Below are 16,215 nucleotides of genomic sequence, written 5' to 3'. Positions count from 1 at the left end.
AAATAGTAGGCAAGAAAGCGGAGAGAGTGCATGCCAAAAGAAGAAAATTTAACGGGGAATCAGGTTGTAGCCCTAACAAAAAAATATTTAGCTGCAGAGGATGTGGCTTTTGTTCAAAAAGCGTTGATCTATGCGATGGAATGCCATAGCGGGCAGACTCGCCAGTCAGGGGAACCCTATATTGTCCATCCGATTCAGGTGGCGGGAATTTTAGCCAAGCTCAAGCTGGATGCTGTTTCAGTAGCCTGTGGTTTTTTGCATGATGTCGTAGAGGACACATCTGCGACCTTGGACGATCTGGAGCGGGAATTCGGCCATGATGTGCGCGTGATTGTGGATGGTGTGACCAAGCTTGGGAAAGTCAAATACAAGTCTCACGAAGAACAGTTGGCGGAAAATCATCGCAAGATGCTCATGGCCATGTCTGAAGACCTTCGAGTGATCTTGGTCAAGCTGGCTGACCGTCTGCATAATATGCGTACTCTGAATCATTTACGGCCAGACAAACAAGAGCGAATCTCGCAGGAAACGATGGAAATCTATGCTCCTCTGGCCCATCGTTTAGGGATTTCCAGTGTCAAATGGGAATTGGAAGACTTGTCTTTCCGTTATCTCAATCCAACGGAGTTTTATAAAATCTCCCACATGATGAAGGAGAAGCGTCGAGAGCGGGAAGCTCTGGTAGAGGAAGTTGTCCACAAGATTGAAACCTACGCGGGAGAGCGCAATCTACATGGGAAGATTTATGGTCGTCCCAAGCATATTTACTCCATCTACCGCAAAATGCAGGACAAGAAGAAACGGTTTGATGAGATCTACGATCTTATTGCCATTCGTTGCATTTTGAGCACTCACAGTGATGTCTATGCCATGCTGGGCTATATCCATGAGCTTTGGAAACCCATGCCTGGTCGTTTCAAGGACTATATTGCCAACCGCAAGGCTAACGGCTACCAGTCCATCCATACGACCGTTTACGGACCTAAAGGTCCGATCGAGTTTCAGATTCGGACCAAGGAAATGCACGAAGTGGCAGAATACGGGGTCGCTGCTCACTGGGCCTATAAAAAAGGAATGAAGGGTCAGGTTGACAGCAAGGAATCTGCCATCGGGATGAATTGGATCAAGGAACTGATGGAGTTGCAGAATCAGTCTGGTGATGCCAAGGAATTTGTTGATTCGGTTAAGGAAAGCTATCTGGCGGAGGAAATCTATGTCTTCACACCGGATGGAGCAGTGCGGTCTTTGCCTAAGGACTCAGGACCCATCGATTTTGCCTATGAGATCCATACCAAGGTCGGGGAGAAGGCGACAGGAGCCAAGGTTAATGGTCGCATGGTGCCACTCAATACCAAGCTGAAGACTGGGGATCAGGTGGAAATCATTACCAATGCCAACTCCTTTGGACCTAGCCGCGACTGGCTCAATCTTGTCAAGACCAGCAAGGCCAGAAATAAAATCCGCCAGTTCTTTAAAAATCAAGACAAGGAGCTGTCTATTTCTAAAGGGCGGGAGCTCTTGCAGGCTCAATTTCAGGAGAATGGTTATGTAGCCAATAAGTACATGGACAAGAAGCACATGGAAGATGTGCTGCAAAAGACCAGCTATAAGACCGAAGAAGCGCTTTTTGCGGCAATTGGTTTCGGTGAGATCGGTGCCATTAGTATTTTCAATCGTTTGACAGAAAAAGAGCGCCGTGAGGAAGAGCGGGCCAAGGCTAGAGCAGAAGCAGAGGAATTGGTCAAGGGCGGTGAAGTTAAGGTCGAAAATAAAAAAGACACCCTTAAGGTCAAGCACGAAGGCGGTGTGGTCATTCAGGGGGCGTCTGGTCTCCTCATTCGTATTGCCAAATGCTGTAATCCTGTGCCTGGTGACGACATTGTTGGTTATATTACCAAAGGACGCGGCGTAGCCATCCACCGGCAGGACTGCATGAATCTCAAGGCTCAGGAAAATTACGAGCAGCGCTTGCTTGATGTGGAATGGGAAGAAAATAACTCGACTAAAGAGTATATAGCCCACATTGATATTTATGGTCTTAATCGGTCTGGCCTCCTTAACGATGTGCTGCAGGTTCTGTCCAATACCACCAAAAATATCTCAACGGTTAATGCCCAGCCAACTAAGGATATGAAATTTGCTAATATCCATGTTTCTTTTGGCATTGCCAACCTGTCCATGCTGACGACGGTGGTGGATAAGATCAAGAGCGTGCCAGAGGTGTATTCGGTCAAACGGACCAATGGTTAAGTTGGAGCTTGTCAGAGTGGATGTTAGTCAGAAAATAAAGGAAAAAATATGAAAATCGTCATTCAGCGCGTCAAACGTGCTCAAGTTAGTATCACCCAGCAGCTGCACAGCAGCATTGAACAAGGTCTTCTGCTCTTAGTAGGCGTCGGGCCTGAGGATAGTCAGGAAGATATGGACTATGCAGTCAGGAAAATTGTCAATATGCGGATTTTTTCCGATGCTGAGGATAAGATGAATCTTTCTGTTCAAGATATCGGAGGGGAGATTCTTTCCATTTCCCAATTTACGCTCCATGCAGATACCAAAAAGGGCAATCGGCCAGCCTTTACAGGAGCAGCCAAGCCGGATATGGCTAGTCCCTTCTATGACAAGTTTAACCAGCTATTAGCTGAGCAAGTGCCAGTCAAGACGGGCGTGTTCGGAGCAGATATGCAGGTGGAATTGGTAAATGATGGACCAGTGACCATTCTGCTAGACACTAAAAATCGATGAAAGAATTGCGCGCCTTCTAAACGTCAGTAGTTTAAGGCTAGGCAAAAGATAGCTTGCTTCTTTCCTAGAGACAAGGAACATTTCATAGGCTTCATAAGTAACTTTTAATGACCCGTGCTGGTTTCCTTAGAAGTTCTTATGAGGCTTTTTGTGTGGCTTAAAAAAGATATTATTCTAGTAGGCGGCTTTGGAGTTGATAAAGCGGAATGGCAGACATGGGTTGCTCCTTGTCAGATGCGACAGATGTCTAGGGCTTATTGGAAAAGGGCTTTACGACTTATGGTATAATGATATATAAGTTTGAGGAGTCTCTTGATTTTTTCAGACTGATTTTCATAAAAAGAATAGGAAATAAGTATGCTCTCGATTCTTGCTTTATATATCACCCTGATGCCGGTCATTCTGGCTGGGATTCTGAATATGATCTTTTGCAAGTCTTCACTGCTAGGGGCGGCATACCGACCCATGGATGCCGGGCTGATTTTAAAGGATGGGAAGAGACTTTTTGGGGCTAACAAGACCTGGAAAGGTTTCTTTGGCATGATTGTCTGGGGAGCTTTGGCTCAGATACTTTGGGGCTTGCTCTTGAAGAGTATTCCTAGTCTAGAGAAGCTGCACTTGGTCTATGCCTTCTACGAAAATACCGTGCTATTTAATCTGCTGCTTGGAGCTCTTTTGGGGCTAGCCTATGTTTTGTTTGAACTGCCCAATAGCTTTATCAAGCGCCGTTTAGAAATCAGAGAGGGCAAGACGGCGGAGAATGGCTGGAAATGGACCTTTATCTGGATAGACCAGATTGATTCCTTGATTGGCTGTATTATTTTCTTGCTTTTCTATATCCCTCTGTCCTGGCAGCAGATGCTGGGCATTCTAATCCTAGGGGCGGGTACACATATAGGAGTCAATCGTCTGCTCTACTGGGCTAAGCTTAGAAAAAATCGTATGTGAGATGGGAGTTTTTGATGAAAGAACTATGGCTGGAAAAAGAGCCTTCAGCCGTCTATGGCGGTAAAATCAATCAGTTAATCAGCCTTTGTCGGCTGGGGCTTTCGGTTCCTAGAGCCTTGATTTTGCCAGCGGATCAAGTAATGGCTTGGCTAAGAGCAGCTCTGCCAGAATACTCAAAAGAGGGACTTAAAGAATTAATCGAACTGGGCAAAGAGGAAATTGCGGAGCGTTTGCAGCAGTATCCCTTGGATCCAGCTTGGCTACAGGAGTTAGCAGCCTTTTGTCAGGAAAATCAAGCTTATATCGTTCGCAGCAGTGCCCTCTTAGAAGACGGACAGGCCATGTCATTTGCCGGTCAATATGACTCGATTGGCAACTGCCGGACACTGTCAGAAATTGAGCAGGGCATTCGTTCTTGTCTGCTTTCTCTCTTTAATCCAGAAGCATTGGCCTACTGGCAGCGTCAGGGGCTGGCTGAGAAGGATTTTGCTATGGCGGTGCTGATTCAGGAGCAGATAGAGCCTGACTTCAGCGGCGTCTGCTTTTCCCTAGACGTGGCGACTAATCAGGATCAGTCTATGTTGCTTGAGTATGTAAAAGGCTCGGCTGAGAGCTTGGTTAGTGGCCAAGTTAATCCTGAGCAACTAACTCTTCTTTGGTACAAGCCGGACTGGAGCCAGTTTGAGAAAGTTGAAATCCCTCTGGCAGTCTTGCAGAAGCTGCATGACCAGGTTTTGGAGATTGTAGCACATTTTGGTCGGCCCATGGATATTGAGTGGTGCGCTGTCCAAGAGCAAGTCTATCTACTGCAGGCTCGGCCCATCACAACTGTGCCAACTAAAATCGACAGTGGTCGCTGGACAACGGCGAATTTTCGGGACGGAGGCGTGGCAGCCCAGCCCTGTCCCAACCTTATGTGGAGCCTTTACCGCCATTCTTGGCAAGAGGCACTCTCCAGCTTTTTGCTGGCAATTGGCCTAGAGCCTGAAGGTGTGATGCCGCCGCTGATGCACCTGCATTATGCTCGGCCTTTCTGGAACTTAGGCGTGGTCAAGCAAGGTATGGAGCAGATTCCGGGCTATATTGAGCGAGACTTTGATGATGAGCTGGGAGTTAATAAAGACTATCAAGGTCAAGGTTTTACCAGCAAATTAAGTCCAGCCTTGCTCTTGAATTTCCTGCGGGTAGCATTAAAAACGCAAAAAGTAACTAAGACTTTTCTGCATCAGGCGCCAGACAAGTTGCAAGAGCTGCGCCAGCAATTTACCCGCCTGAATCAAGAAATAGGAGAACTGAACGACCAAAGCCCGCTGCAACAAGTCGAGAGTCTTTGGCAGTTAGTGCTAAATCAGGCTTACTTAGACAGTGAAGGAACTTATTTCTGGCAGGCCTACATCAATACGGTCCAGCTGTCTATGAAAAAGACTAGTCTGCTCAAATGGCTAACGGTCGATGAATTTTTCCGACTGATAGCTAAATTAGGCAATGTTTCGCATACCAAGCCCTTAGCTAGAATGCTGGAAGTTGCGGATCTTGTTTTGGCAGAGGAGAGACTGACAGACGATTGGTTGAAGCTATCGGTGGAAGAATTGCAGGAACTGGCTGCACAATATCCTGAGCGAGCAGATTTCATCAAGATTCAGGATTTCCAAAAGGAATTTGGCTATCACTCGGCACGGGAGCTGGACTTGCGAGTAGCTAGTTATGAAGAAGATGCTCATCAAGTGCTGACAGCAGTCCAGCGGTTGGTTGCTGATTCAGCTTACTACCAGACGGCCAAAGCTTCGCTCGGTCCTGGCTCGGAGTCTGAGCTGGATCTGGCTCATCTATCTCGAACCAAGCAGAAAAAAATTGAAAAAATCAATCAAGACCTTCGGAACTTGCTCTGGTGGCGGGAGGAGTTCAAGGATATTTCCACGCGCTATTACCACCTCATTCGCCAGATTAGCCTCAAACTCGGCCGAGCCTATGAAAAGCGAGGCTTTCTGAAAGATTCTCAAGATGTTTTTTACATTAAGAAAGAAAGCCTGACTGCCTTTATGGAAGGGCAAAAGACTGCTGACCAGCTTCAAGAAGAAGCGACTGATAATCGGCATTATTGCCAGGCCTATCGGAATTTTGAGCCAGTGGGTGATTTGACTGATAAAGAGATGAGCTTGGAAAAGGTAGCCCATGACAGTCAGGCCCTGCTGACGGGAATGCCAGCCAGCAGCGGTCAGGTGACCGGTCGGGTTCGAGTCCTCTTGGATTTGGCGGATATTGAGACGATTGAGCTGGGAGAAATCCTTGTTACTCGCTATACAGATACGGGCTGGAGTTATGTTTTTGGTATTCTGGGCGGTCTTGTGACAGAGTACGGTGGAGTTCTCTGCCATGCATCCATTGTCGCTCGGGAATGCGGGATTCCAGCTCTGGTCTGTGCCAAGAATGCAACTCAGCTGCTAGAAACTGGCATGCTGGTAACCTTAGATGGAAGAAGAGGAGAAATAAGAATTCATGAAGAAGAATGAACCTTTGTTTATCGGTGAATACGATAAATCTGTTATCCTGACCTATATGGGCGCTGCTTTTGCACTGTTGGCAGTCTATGCCGTCATTCAGTCCCAGCTGCGGCTAGCCATGATGGCTTTTATCGTTAGCGGTATCTGTGACCTCTTTGATGGTGTGGTGGCTCGGCGGATGAAGCGGACTGAAAGTCAGAAGCGTTTCGGCATTGAAATTGATTCGCTCTGCGACATGATTAGCTTTGCGGCTCTTCCGGCAATGCTCCTCATGACCCAGCTACCCTTGGGAGCGGCCAATATCATTTTGGCTGTCCTCTATGTCTTGGCTGCGGTCACGCGCTTGGCTCATTTTAATCGCTTGGCCAAGCATGATGAGGGATCTGGCTCTTATTTTATTGGCTTGCCTGTGACTTACAGCGCTCTCTTTTTCCCTCTGACCTATCTGGTCTGTCAATGGCTGGCGCCTGGTTTCTTTGCTTGGGTGTGGCTGGGCTTGTCTCTTTTGCTGACCGTCCTATTTGTCTACAACTGCCGGATTCCCAAGCCGAATAAGCTGGCCTACCTAGTTTTTGCGATTCTGGCTGTTGCAAGTCTGATTGGTCTGGGGGTTCTGCCCCATGGTTAAGGTCTATCAGAGAAGGACTGGACAGGTAGTGGAACCGACAGAATACAAGGCGGGTCTGTTAGACAAGCTTTATGGTACTGCTTGGGGCCGCTTCTTATTGCCTATATTGACCCGACCTAGCCTGTCTTATCTGCTGACTTTGAAAGACTACACTCCTTTTTCTCGCAAGAAAATAGCAGCTTTTGTGGAAAGTTATCAGCTGAATCTAGCTGACTATGAGGATGGCCCCTATCCTGGCTTTGCGGCTTTTTTCCAGAGGAAAATCAATCCAGAACTACGTCCAATTTGTCCTGACAGTCAAGTACTGGCAGTGGCGGATGCTAAGCTGGAGGCTTTTACCATCAGTCAGGACTTGCAGCTGACGATTAAGGGACAGACATACAGGCTAGCTGACTTACTGTTGGATGAAGAGTTGGCTCAGCTATTTAGAGGCGGAACAGCGCTGGTCTATCGCTTGGGAGTAGAAGATCTGCACCGCTATCTGGCTGCCGAATCCGGCAGAATTACCCGAAGACGAAAAATTAAAGGCCGCCTGCATACGGTCAGACAGGTAGCCCAGAAGCGGCGCTTGATTTACAAGGAAAATAAAAGAGAATACTGTCTTTTAGAGACCGAGCTAGGGCCTGTCCTGCAGATGGAAGTAGGGGCGCTCTTGGTCGGCAGAATATACAATCACAATCAGAACCATTTGGTTAGGGGACAGGAGAAGGGCTGCTTTGGTCTGGGCGGCTCAACTATTCTTGTCCTCTACCCGGCAGACACGATTCGCTTGGATCAGGATATCCTGACTTACTCAGACCTTGGAATAGAAACCCAGATTCAAATGGGTGAAAAGATTGGAGAAAAGCTATGTTTAAACGATTAGCTGTTTATTATAAGGAAATGTTTCCTTTGCTGCCGCGCTTTTTTGTGGCTGCCATCATGTTTTTTGAGATTTATTTTGTCCTTCTGCTCAATGACGGAGTGACCACCTTTCACTTTGACCATCAGGAGTTGATCGGAATTTTTACGATTTTTGTCTTTCTGATGATTCTGCGGATTGCAGATGATTTCAAGGACTATGAGACCGACAGACGGCTCTTTCCTCATCGTGCTCTGCCATCTGGCCGAGTGAAAAAGAAGGACTTGGCTGTTGCCCTCAGCTTTATCGTAGCTGTCTCTGTACTCCTTAATGTCCTCTTTATGAACAATATCGGCTGGTTCCTCTTTCTCTATATCTACGGAACCCTCATGTCCTTCTGGTTCTTCAAGCGTGACAAGATTCAAAATTCTCTGCCATTGGCTCTAGTGACCCATAATCCAGTCATGATGATTTTGAATCTCTATACTATTTCCTTTGTCTGCTACAAGTACAATCTGCCTCTCTTGTCCCTACCGACCGTCTTGCTGGCTTTTACCATGTATTTCCCAAGTCTGATCTGGGAAGTCTGCCGCAAGATTCGGGCACCAAAAGACGAGACCGAGTATGTGACTTATTCGATGCTTTTTGGCTACAAAAAAGCCACTCGCTTTATCGAGGTGGTGACTCTGCTGGATATCTTGACCAATTTTGTCCTCCTCTGGAATATTTCCCATGTCGGAGTGGTAGTCTTGGTGCTGAATGTTATCTGGATGACCGTCCAGTTTGAGCAGTTTATCAAGGATCCGACTCGCTTTAATATCCGAGAGCGGGTGGAGCGTTATACTTATATCACAGAGACGACCATGGTTCTGTCCGTTGCTGTTTATCTTTTGATGGGGGTACTTTGATGAAAAGAATCAAGCAGACAGGGCTTGACCAGGTTGGAGGCAAGGCCTATCATTTGCTGAAAATGCAGGCTGCTGGTTTGCCGGTTCCTGACTTTGCAGTGTTTGCTTTTGACTTTTTTCAAAAATCTGCCAGCTTTGCTGACTTGGAGCGGATGGAAGCAGCTTATCGGTCTGGAGAGTTGGACTTGTCCCAGCTCAGTCAGCAGCTGCAGGATTGGGCCATAGAGCAGTTTAGTCAAGAAGATCTAACGGCAGCAGAAAGTTGGGTTCGTAAGGAATTTTTCCAGACAGACTGTCGCTTTGCAGTTCGCTCATCAGCTACTATTGAGGATGGGAAGGCCTCATCCTTTGCCGGTCAGTTTGAGAGCCAGCTCAATGTGAAGCCAGAGGGACTTAAAGAAGCCATCCAAGTGACCTTGCTTTCTCTTTATCAGGAGTCGGCTCTTAGTTATCTATTTGAGCAAGGCCTATCGTTGAAGCAGGCACAGATGATTTGCATTGTGCAGGTCATGCAGGAGGGAGACTTGTCTGGGATTTACTTCACAGCTAATCCCAAGGGCATTCTGAACGAGCACATCATTGTCATCGGTCGGGGCTTGGGCAATAAGGTTGTCGAGGATAAGATTCCTACAACCATGGTGACGCTCCATCCCAAGGACCAGCTCTTTTATACAGAGCAGACGGAGGACTCACCGGACTTATCACAGGAACAACTCGAGGACTTACAAGCCTTGGCAAGTCAGGTAAGTCAGCTTTTCGGATCTTATATGGATATGGAGTTTACCTTCGCAAATGGTCAACTCTATCTCTTGCAGGCACGACCTATTACTACCTTGCCAGAAGGACAGCAGATTATTCTGGATAATAGCAATATTGTAGAAAGCTATCCGGGCGTTTCCAGTCCTCTGACTATTAGCTTTATTCAAGAGGCTTATGCCAGCATTTTCCGCAGTCTTGCCCAGCGCTTGGTTGGCAAGGATGCCCCTGAGTTAGCTGCCTATGAAGCCACTTTTCAAAATATGCTGCAGCCGGTCAATAGCCGAGTTTATTACCAGATTCAGAGCTGGTATCAGCTCTTGCAGCTTCTGCCTTTTTCGAAGAAAATCATTCCTATCTGGCAGGATATGCTGGGAGTGAGAGAGACGGAGGTGCCTCAGATGCCAGTGCACTTGTCTACTTTCAAACGCCTGCAAATCATGCTTCGAATCATCCGAGAGTTTTGGACGGCACCCAAGCAAATGCGGCAATTGGAAGAGCAGTTTGCCCAGATTCAGCGCGAATACGAAGCGAGCTTTTCTCCCGACGCAGATGCGGAGACCTTGATTGGCTTGGTCAGCAAGCTAAAAGAGGATATTCTGGCTCACTGGGACATTACGCTGGTCAATGACCTCTATGCTTTTGTCTATACTGGACTCCTGAAGAAGTCGCGTCGCGGCGGAGCTGTTCAAGCTGAAATTGCAGGAATTGAGCAGATTGAAAGTATGCGGCCGGCTTTGGCTCTGCAGGCTTTAACAGCTCAGCTGAAAGCAGAAGAAAATGCAGCGATTAGACAGGCCATGGCAAGTGAAAGTCCAGCAGTCTTTCTAAGTCGCCAGCACCCTTTGGTCCAAGAAATTACTCATTTTATCCATGAATTTGGTGATCGAGCTCCGGAAGAGTTGAAGTTAGAAACTCCCACCTTCCGAACGCATCCAGAGCGTCTGCTCAAGCTCCTGCTGCAAATGTGCCAGCAAGAGGGGAAGAAGTTGGCCCCTCAGAAACTTGAAGAAGAGGTGCAAAAATCAGGCTGGTGGACGAATTTCCTTCGCAAGCGAGCCATGACTGGTGTTAAATATCGGGAAAGCTCCCGCTTAAACCGCACACGAATCTACGGCATGATGCGGCAGATTTTCCGAACGCTGGGTCAGCAATTAGCCGAGCAAGGGCTGCTGGCTACGCCTGACGATGTTTTTTACCTGACAAAGGAAGAATTGTTTGAGTTGACCAGAAAGCCCAGAGATGTTAGTGACCTGATAACCGAGCGTCGGGAGAAATTGGAGGCGGATAAGGAGTTGCCAACCTTTAGTCGCTATGTTTTTGCTGGACAGGTCTTTGAGAAATACCTGAAACCTCAAAACCGTACCAGCAGTCATAATACAGGTGTTCGATCTCTACAGGGAATTGGCTGTTCACCTGGCTGCGTCAAGGCCCAGGTTTTGGTCGTGGAAGATGTGCAGGAAATTGAGTCTGCTCAGGACCGGATTATCGTGACCAAGATGACCGATCCGGGCTGGGTCTATCTTCTGACCCAAGCCAAGGGTGTCATTGCCGAGCAGGGGTCCTTGCTCTCCCACACGGCCATTATTTCCCGCGAGTTAGGTATCCCCTCTATTGTCAATGTCAGAGGCGCCTGCAGTCACTTGCAAAACGGCGACTGGATTGAGATGGATGGCCTGACTGGCAAGATTCGACTAATCAAGGAGGAAGACCATGATGGAAATTAAACCAGTCAAATCCAATACGACAGAGCTGGATGATTTTCTAGCCCTGCCCAAGAAGATTTACCAGCCGGACCACCTTATGCAGTCGGAGGAGGAAGAGCTGGCCTTGATTGAAGGCAGTCACCCGCTGAGTTCGGAATTAGAAACCTATGCCTTTGTTGGCTATGTGGACAGTCGGCCGTGCATTCGAGGACTTCTGACCTTCTATCCAGATGATGAGGCTGCTTACTTGGGATTTTTCGAGTCAATCAATGACCAGCAAATTGCATCTGCTTTTATTGAGCATTTAGCAGGTTTTGCTCGCAGTCTCGGAGCGACTAAGTTAATCGGTCCGGTACAGGCAAGTTTTTGGCTGGGTTATCGAATGCAGCTGACTGGAACAGAGAAGGTCCCTTTTACTGGAGAACCTCATAATCCAGACTATTATCCTGAGCTATGGCAGGTGGCTGGTTTTGAGCTCAAGGAGCGCTATCTGTCCAATTTTTATCCCAAGGTTAGCAATAAAATTCATCAGGATAAGCTAGCTCATCGTTTTGAGTCTTTTGAAAAAGCTGGTTTCATCATTTGTTCTCCCAAAAAGAAGGACTGGGAAGAAGCTTCGCTGCAGGTTTTTGAGCTTCTTAATCGCCTCTATCAAGATTTTCCGATTTATCGCTCTATTTCCAGTCAGCAGTTCAGTCAGATTTTTCAAAAATACCAGTATATTCTTGATTTTTCGATGGTTAAGCTGGCTTATAAGGATGGCAGGCTAGCAGGTTTTCTGATTGCCATGCCGGACTATGGCTCTCTGGTTTATCAAAAACTCACTCCTCTTAATCTGGCCAAGCTTTTCTGGACCAAACGTTTTGCCAAACGTTATACGATTATGTATCTGGGAGTGGATGAAGAATTCTTGGGCTTGGGCTCTGCCTTGGCCTATCCGATTTTTAAAGAAGCGCAGAAACGGCAAGCCTCGGCTATCGGCGCCCTGATTAATCAAAATACCGTTACGCGCCATTATGCAGCAGAATTGCAAGGGGACAAGCATGAGTACGGCCTCTTTGAGTTGGATTTGCCCTCTTAGGTGCCAGACTATAGAATGATATGCAAAAAGCTCATGAATCAGCTGAACAACTGGCTTCATGAGCTTTTTATCTGTTGAAAATCTAGATGGATGCTTCAATCAATTGCTTAAGATTGTCTAGGAGGCTGTCTAAGGCTAGGACCGCTTTCTGTTGCTGGTCTGGCTGGTAGAGATGTTGGAAGTAGTCTTGGATATTTGCTTCAAAATCTCGAGGCAGGCGAGCGCAATTTTCTTTGGCATATTGGAGCATGCGCTTTTCGCCTGGATGGAGCTGCTCATTGAGGGCAAAGAGTGCATCAAAGTAAGAGGCGAAAAGCTCACTGCTGCGGTGATTGATGCTGAGCAGGTCTTGGCGCTTGAGGGCCTTTTTGATCTGTCTTGAAAAAGCTGGCATCGCTTGGTCGAGGAGCAGGAGCTGCTTGCTGATGATATTCTTTTTCAGTTCAGCTGGATAGGGCAGGCTGTACTTGCTCTGGAGGGCAGCGTAGCGGCCGTCTCGATCGTAGAGAATCTTGCTGTGGATCAGATTGTACCACATACAGGTGGTGTAAGAATTCTGGGCTTGGTGCTCTAAAATGACGGTCCGCAGGTCTTGGTCAAAGTCGTCCAGTGAGCGGTAAATCAGCTCAATCTCGATACCATTATTGAGGACGCAGTCGTCTTCCAATTCCCAAAATTGATTGCCAATTTCCATATAGGAGCAGTACTTGCTGAGGATTTCCTGGCGAATGGCTGGCGCGAGAGGAGCACTCAGGTAGACATAGACATCATAGTCTGAGTCTTGGTCAAAATGTTGCCCAGCCCGTGAGCCGCCTAGAGCCAGAGCTTCGACTTGCTCCAGTTGGGCTAATTCTTTAAAGAGATGTTGTGGCATAATTTGTCCTTCTTAATTTTTTGACATCATTCTAGCAAAAAGTGAAAAGGTTTGCAAGGGGGGAATAGGATCTTTCCTTTCTTTTAAAAAAACTTGATGAAGTGGAAGTGTCTAGAGTATTATTTTGATCAGAAAAGCCTTGGTCTTTCTAGGAGGTTTGTAATGTGATTTGGTTGTTTTCTATACATCTTTCTATTGATTTAATTTATACTTCTTAGTGCAGGTAGATAGGATTTTTCCTAAAAAACTCCATAATTCCTACTACAACAATTATAGAGCATATGACGTCGGATACGAAAAATAGGAGGTCGGGATGTCTCAGCCTCCTATTCTTCCTTCATCTGTTCAAAGACATAGAGAAAAAATTCTTTCGAAACTTCGAAATGTCCGTATCTTATCTGAGAAGCATACTGGCGCCACTGAGGATGTTGTCGGACTTGGTCAATGGGACAGTCTTTGACAGGTTGGTAGTAGCTGACATCTCGCCGAAATGGGACAAAGCCTTCGAACATCTCTACTTGGTAGGCAGCGTCATCTAGAATTTTGCCAACTGCTGTAAAGGCCTGCAATTTTTCCTGACCGCTCAGTTGATACTTGGGACTGTAGTAGAGAAGATAGTCCCCCTTTTTCATTCGGTTTAGCGGTGCTTTCTTTCCATGGCAGAGTTGGCAAAAGCCTCCCTCTACACCTCTTAGTACATGTTCTTTTGATACGACACCAATCCAAAATCTAGTCATTTCCTGCCTCCAGTTCTATTAAGAGTTGGTTTAATGTTTCTGTTTTATCTTCTAATTTTCCAAAGAATGCCTGATCAATGTCTTCTACTAGAGGAAGGGCTTGGTTGACCTTTTGCAGCCCCGTATCCGTTAGAAGTATGATGTTGGCACGGCTGTCCTTGGGATGGACTTCCCGCATGATCAAACCTTTCTTGACCAAGAGGCGGATGATTTGGGATACGGTCATAACATCCATGTCAGAAAATTGTGCAATATCGGTTTGACTCACCCATTCTTGCTGACGCAGAAGCGCTGCAAGAGTGGTCAGAACGACAAACTGGGGATGGGTCAAATCAATTGTTCTCAGTTTGTTTTTTATCAGCCCATGCCACTTGTGGTAGGCACGGATAAAGAGCAGACCGGTTGATCTTTTGTATTCATTCTTGTAGATGGAGTTAAACTGCGATTTTTCCATTAACTTTCCCTCTAGATATTTTATAAGTACACTTATTATAATCCGACATCTTATTTTTGTCAATAAAAACCCAGTTTAGACTAAAAAGTCTGAACTAGATCCTGTTTATAGTTTTTCTACATAAATCTGCTGGGCAATCATAGGACTAACTTGGATTGCTCGGCCGTCTACTTCTAGTTGATAGAGCTGGCTGTAGTCGTCATACTGGAGGAAATTGATTTCTTGGTTTATGTCCAGATTGTGCTTTTCCAGATAGGCCAAAAGCTCAAAGTCGTCGTGGACACGGCAGATGAGGTAGTTGCCAGGCTCTTGAGCAGAGGCAAGAGATTGATGATATTTTTCTTCCAGCAGTTGGTGCTTGGCTGGGATTGTTCCGCCATGCGGGCAGGTTTCAGGGAAATCTAGCATTTTTTCCAAGCCTGCGACAAAACGCTCAGAAACGGTGTGTTCTAGAATCTCGGCTTCCTGATGGATTTCGTCTGTGGTATATCCCAGCTTTTGAACCAGAAATACCTCGATCAATCGGTGCTTGCGGTAGAGGTCAGAGACCAGTTGCAGGCCTAGGTCGGTTAGCAGATAGCCCGCCTTTTTGTCCTTGATTAGGAGTTCTTCAGCCAGCATTTTCTTCATCATCTCTGTCACGGCTGGCGGGGAAACCTGCATGTGCTGGGCGATTTCCTTATTGGTGATTTTATCCTGGCGCGTGCCAATTTCGTAAATACATTTTAGATAGTCTTCTTTATTTGGCGTCATTTTCAGTCCTCGTTGTTTTCCTAAGACTAGTATAGCAAAAAATGCCGAAAGAATACAATTTGAGCTTGGATGTTCCTTTGTACATTGACTTTTAGCTGAAATTTTGGCATATTTAGAGGTAAATAGGAGAGGTATCGAAGGCTGCATGAGCCTGCTAGCGAAGCCTCGAACGGTGCTGAAAAAATTTTATATAATGGATGTGGATGGTGATGAAAGTAGAAATAGAGCAATGCTATACAGAATTACAAGCGCTCGGCTGGTCTCAAGCTACTCTCGATAAAGTTTTTCTAGCAGAAATGGTGTCATTACCGTATGAATCAACCCGCCAAGGTCTTTTTGAGGAGGCCCTTATATTTGGCAGTCCCCTCTTTCAGAAGCTATGGTCTTTTGAATGTCGATCCCCCCAGCCCCAGCAAGCGGAGCAGTTGTTAGAGCTAGCTATGCTCTATATGGATATGCCTGACGAATTGAGCGGAGAGGCAGCAGAGATTACCAAACTGCTCTCGCATATACATCCAGACTTATCGCCACACGCTCCCTTTTGGTATCAGTTTTGTCATACGATTCGGCAGGCTTTTTCTCCGACAGACTTTATTGCAGGCAGTGGCAATCAAAGGTTAAAAGGTCAGTTGCACCAGTTTCGCTACCTTATTTCCAGTCAGCAAGCCCAGTGGGTTAGAGAGCATTTTCGTAAGCTGGGGATGACAGATGGCCAGGCTCTCGTAGCCTATTTTCAGACGCATCCTGACCTGGACTGCCAGCTTTGGGAATCTTCGCGGCTGCACAATAAAGCCTTTGTCAATAAGGGCAAGGTGACCTACCCAGACCAGCAGCCCTATCAGGCCAATATCAAGATTCTCCATCGTTTCCATACCGAGTTCATTCTGGATAGGGAAGGGCAATTTCTCAATATCCTAGATCCAGAAAGTAGCAGTCAAAATGGGCTAGTCAATGGAGCTAGTTTTAATTACGGGGAGAAACCCTCGCTTTTCAATCATAGTTCCCATTATTACTATGATGTCAAAAGTCCAGCCCAGTGGGATCCCCAGTTTCGCAGGCTAGCGATCCGAAATGGCGGGCAAGCCTTCAAAGCCCCTCAAAATAATCGCGGCTTGGCTGGTTACCATACGGCTAGAAGTTGCTATGCAATTGCGGGGAAAAGCGTTAAAAGTCAAGTTGATGCCCAAGTAAAAGATTTTGAAAAATCATTAGTCGAAAAGTTAAAAGGGAAAGCTTATCTCAAATATTTATGGAATAAAGTGAAAAATAAGTATCTGAGACTATAG

Annotated in this window: 14 protein-coding genes; 10 read left to right on the top strand and 4 right to left on the bottom strand. The window is 46.5% G+C overall.

Annotated elements, in window-relative coordinates; translation table 11 throughout:
• Positions 1 to 30 precede the first annotated feature (30 nt).
• The 9 genes from FZ941_RS06845 to FZ941_RS06805 all read left to right on the top strand — a co-directional run bounded on the left by FZ941_RS06845 (position 31) and on the right by FZ941_RS06805 (position 12,111).
• Positions 31 to 2,250: a bifunctional (p)ppGpp synthetase/guanosine-3',5'-bis(diphosphate) 3'-pyrophosphohydrolase gene (locus tag FZ941_RS06845; protein WP_148887321.1), complete on the top strand. Its 2,220-nt coding sequence runs from the start codon at positions 31 to 33 to the stop codon at positions 2,248 to 2,250.
• A gap of 48 nt (positions 2,251 to 2,298) precedes the next feature.
• Positions 2,299 to 2,742 carry a D-aminoacyl-tRNA deacylase gene (gene dtd, locus FZ941_RS06840; protein WP_148887320.1) on the top strand — a complete coding sequence of 148 codons (444 nt, stop codon included), beginning with the start codon at positions 2,299 to 2,301 and terminating at the stop codon, positions 2,740 to 2,742.
• 357 nt (positions 2,743 to 3,099) lie between these two features.
• Entirely contained in the window at positions 3,100 to 3,690 is a 591-nt protein-coding gene (locus tag FZ941_RS06835) for a CDP-archaeol synthase (protein WP_148887319.1), read from the top strand.
• Positions 3,691 to 3,704: 14 nt separating this feature from the next.
• Positions 3,705 to 6,200, top strand: a complete 2,496-nt coding sequence (locus FZ941_RS06830) for a PEP/pyruvate-binding domain-containing protein (RefSeq protein ID WP_148887318.1) — start codon at positions 3,705 to 3,707, stop codon at positions 6,198 to 6,200.
• On the top strand, positions 6,187 to 6,819 hold the full coding sequence (locus tag FZ941_RS06825; protein ID WP_148887317.1) for a phosphatidylcholine/phosphatidylserine synthase: 633 nt from the start codon (positions 6,187 to 6,189) through the stop codon (positions 6,817 to 6,819). Before FZ941_RS06830 ends, FZ941_RS06825 begins: the two co-directional genes overlap by 14 nt.
• A complete protein-coding gene (locus FZ941_RS06820; protein WP_148887316.1) occupies positions 6,812 to 7,684 on the top strand; it encodes a phosphatidylserine decarboxylase in 873 nt (290 codons plus the stop codon). The genes FZ941_RS06825 and FZ941_RS06820 overlap by 8 nt, the downstream gene beginning before the upstream one ends.
• Positions 7,669 to 8,568, top strand: coding sequence for a UbiA family prenyltransferase (locus FZ941_RS06815; protein WP_125446379.1), 900 nt, complete (start codon positions 7,669 to 7,671; stop codon positions 8,566 to 8,568). Before FZ941_RS06820 ends, FZ941_RS06815 begins: the two co-directional genes overlap by 16 nt.
• Positions 8,568 to 11,051 carry a phosphoenolpyruvate synthase gene (locus tag FZ941_RS06810; RefSeq protein WP_148887315.1) on the top strand — a complete coding sequence of 828 codons (2,484 nt, stop codon included), beginning with the start codon at positions 8,568 to 8,570 and terminating at the stop codon, positions 11,049 to 11,051. Before FZ941_RS06815 ends, FZ941_RS06810 begins: the two co-directional genes overlap by 1 nt.
• Positions 11,038 to 12,111, top strand: a complete 1,074-nt coding sequence (locus FZ941_RS06805) for a hypothetical protein (protein WP_148887314.1) — start codon at positions 11,038 to 11,040, stop codon at positions 12,109 to 12,111. The genes FZ941_RS06810 and FZ941_RS06805 overlap by 14 nt, the downstream gene beginning before the upstream one ends.
• Before the next feature lie 82 nt (positions 12,112 to 12,193).
• Here FZ941_RS06805 and FZ941_RS06800 read toward each other — a convergent pair whose 3' ends face one another.
• From FZ941_RS06800 to FZ941_RS06785, 4 genes are all read right to left on the bottom strand, one after another.
• Positions 12,194 to 12,985 carry a DUF4037 domain-containing protein gene (locus FZ941_RS06800; protein ID WP_148887313.1) on the bottom strand — a complete coding sequence of 264 codons (792 nt, stop codon included), beginning with the start codon at positions 12,983 to 12,985 and terminating at the stop codon, positions 12,194 to 12,196.
• Positions 12,986 to 13,311: 326 nt separating this feature from the next.
• A complete protein-coding gene (locus FZ941_RS06795; protein ID WP_148887312.1) occupies positions 13,312 to 13,722 on the bottom strand; it encodes an EVE domain-containing protein in 411 nt (136 codons plus the stop codon).
• Positions 13,715 to 14,176: a MarR family winged helix-turn-helix transcriptional regulator gene (locus FZ941_RS06790; RefSeq protein ID WP_148887311.1), complete on the bottom strand. Its 462-nt coding sequence runs from the start codon at positions 14,174 to 14,176 to the stop codon at positions 13,715 to 13,717. The genes FZ941_RS06795 and FZ941_RS06790 overlap by 8 nt, the downstream gene beginning before the upstream one ends.
• Positions 14,177 to 14,281: 105 nt before the next feature.
• Positions 14,282 to 14,929, bottom strand: a complete 648-nt coding sequence (locus tag FZ941_RS06785; protein ID WP_187418395.1) for a metal-dependent transcriptional regulator — start codon at positions 14,927 to 14,929, stop codon at positions 14,282 to 14,284.
• A gap of 203 nt (positions 14,930 to 15,132) precedes the next feature.
• Here FZ941_RS06785 and FZ941_RS06780 point away from each other — a divergent pair, with 203 nt between their 5' ends.
• A complete protein-coding gene (locus FZ941_RS06780; protein WP_398587560.1) occupies positions 15,133 to 16,215 on the top strand; it encodes a DUF3114 domain-containing protein in 1,083 nt (360 codons plus the stop codon).

It is taken from the genome of Streptococcus sp. Marseille-P6264 (assembly GCF_902460355.1).
In the GTDB taxonomy this organism is placed as follows: Bacteria; Bacillota; Bacilli; order Lactobacillales; family Streptococcaceae; genus Streptococcus.
The sequence above is the reverse complement of the archived record's forward strand: the minus strand, read 5'-3'. Positions and strand labels throughout refer to the sequence as shown.

Coding starts and splice junctions, on each gene's coding strand:
- FZ941_RS06815 (WP_125446379.1), top strand. CDS start 7,669: ATGTTTAAACGATTAGCTGTTTATTATAAGGAAATGTTTCCTTTGCTG.
- dtd (WP_148887320.1), top strand. CDS start 2,299: ATGAAAATCGTCATTCAGCGCGTCAAACGTGCTCAAGTTAGTATCACC.
- FZ941_RS06825 (WP_148887317.1), top strand. CDS start 6,187: ATGAAGAAGAATGAACCTTTGTTTATCGGTGAATACGATAAATCTGTT.
- FZ941_RS06780 (WP_398587560.1), top strand. CDS start 15,133: ATGGTGATGAAAGTAGAAATAGAGCAATGCTATACAGAATTACAAGCG.
- FZ941_RS06785 (WP_187418395.1), bottom strand. CDS start 14,929: ATGACGCCAAATAAAGAAGACTATCTAAAATGTATTTACGAAATTGGC.
- FZ941_RS06790 (WP_148887311.1), bottom strand. CDS start 14,176: ATGGAAAAATCGCAGTTTAACTCCATCTACAAGAATGAATACAAAAGA.
- FZ941_RS06810 (WP_148887315.1), top strand. CDS start 8,568: ATGAAAAGAATCAAGCAGACAGGGCTTGACCAGGTTGGAGGCAAGGCC.
- FZ941_RS06820 (WP_148887316.1), top strand. CDS start 6,812: ATGGTTAAGGTCTATCAGAGAAGGACTGGACAGGTAGTGGAACCGACA.
- FZ941_RS06845 (WP_148887321.1), top strand. CDS start 31: ATGCCAAAAGAAGAAAATTTAACGGGGAATCAGGTTGTAGCCCTAACA.
- FZ941_RS06835 (WP_148887319.1), top strand. CDS start 3,100: ATGCTCTCGATTCTTGCTTTATATATCACCCTGATGCCGGTCATTCTG.
- FZ941_RS06830 (WP_148887318.1), top strand. CDS start 3,705: ATGAAAGAACTATGGCTGGAAAAAGAGCCTTCAGCCGTCTATGGCGGT.
- FZ941_RS06800 (WP_148887313.1), bottom strand. CDS start 12,985: ATGCCACAACATCTCTTTAAAGAATTAGCCCAACTGGAGCAAGTCGAA.
- FZ941_RS06805 (WP_148887314.1), top strand. CDS start 11,038: ATGATGGAAATTAAACCAGTCAAATCCAATACGACAGAGCTGGATGAT.
- FZ941_RS06795 (WP_148887312.1), bottom strand. CDS start 13,722: ATGACTAGATTTTGGATTGGTGTCGTATCAAAAGAACATGTACTAAGA.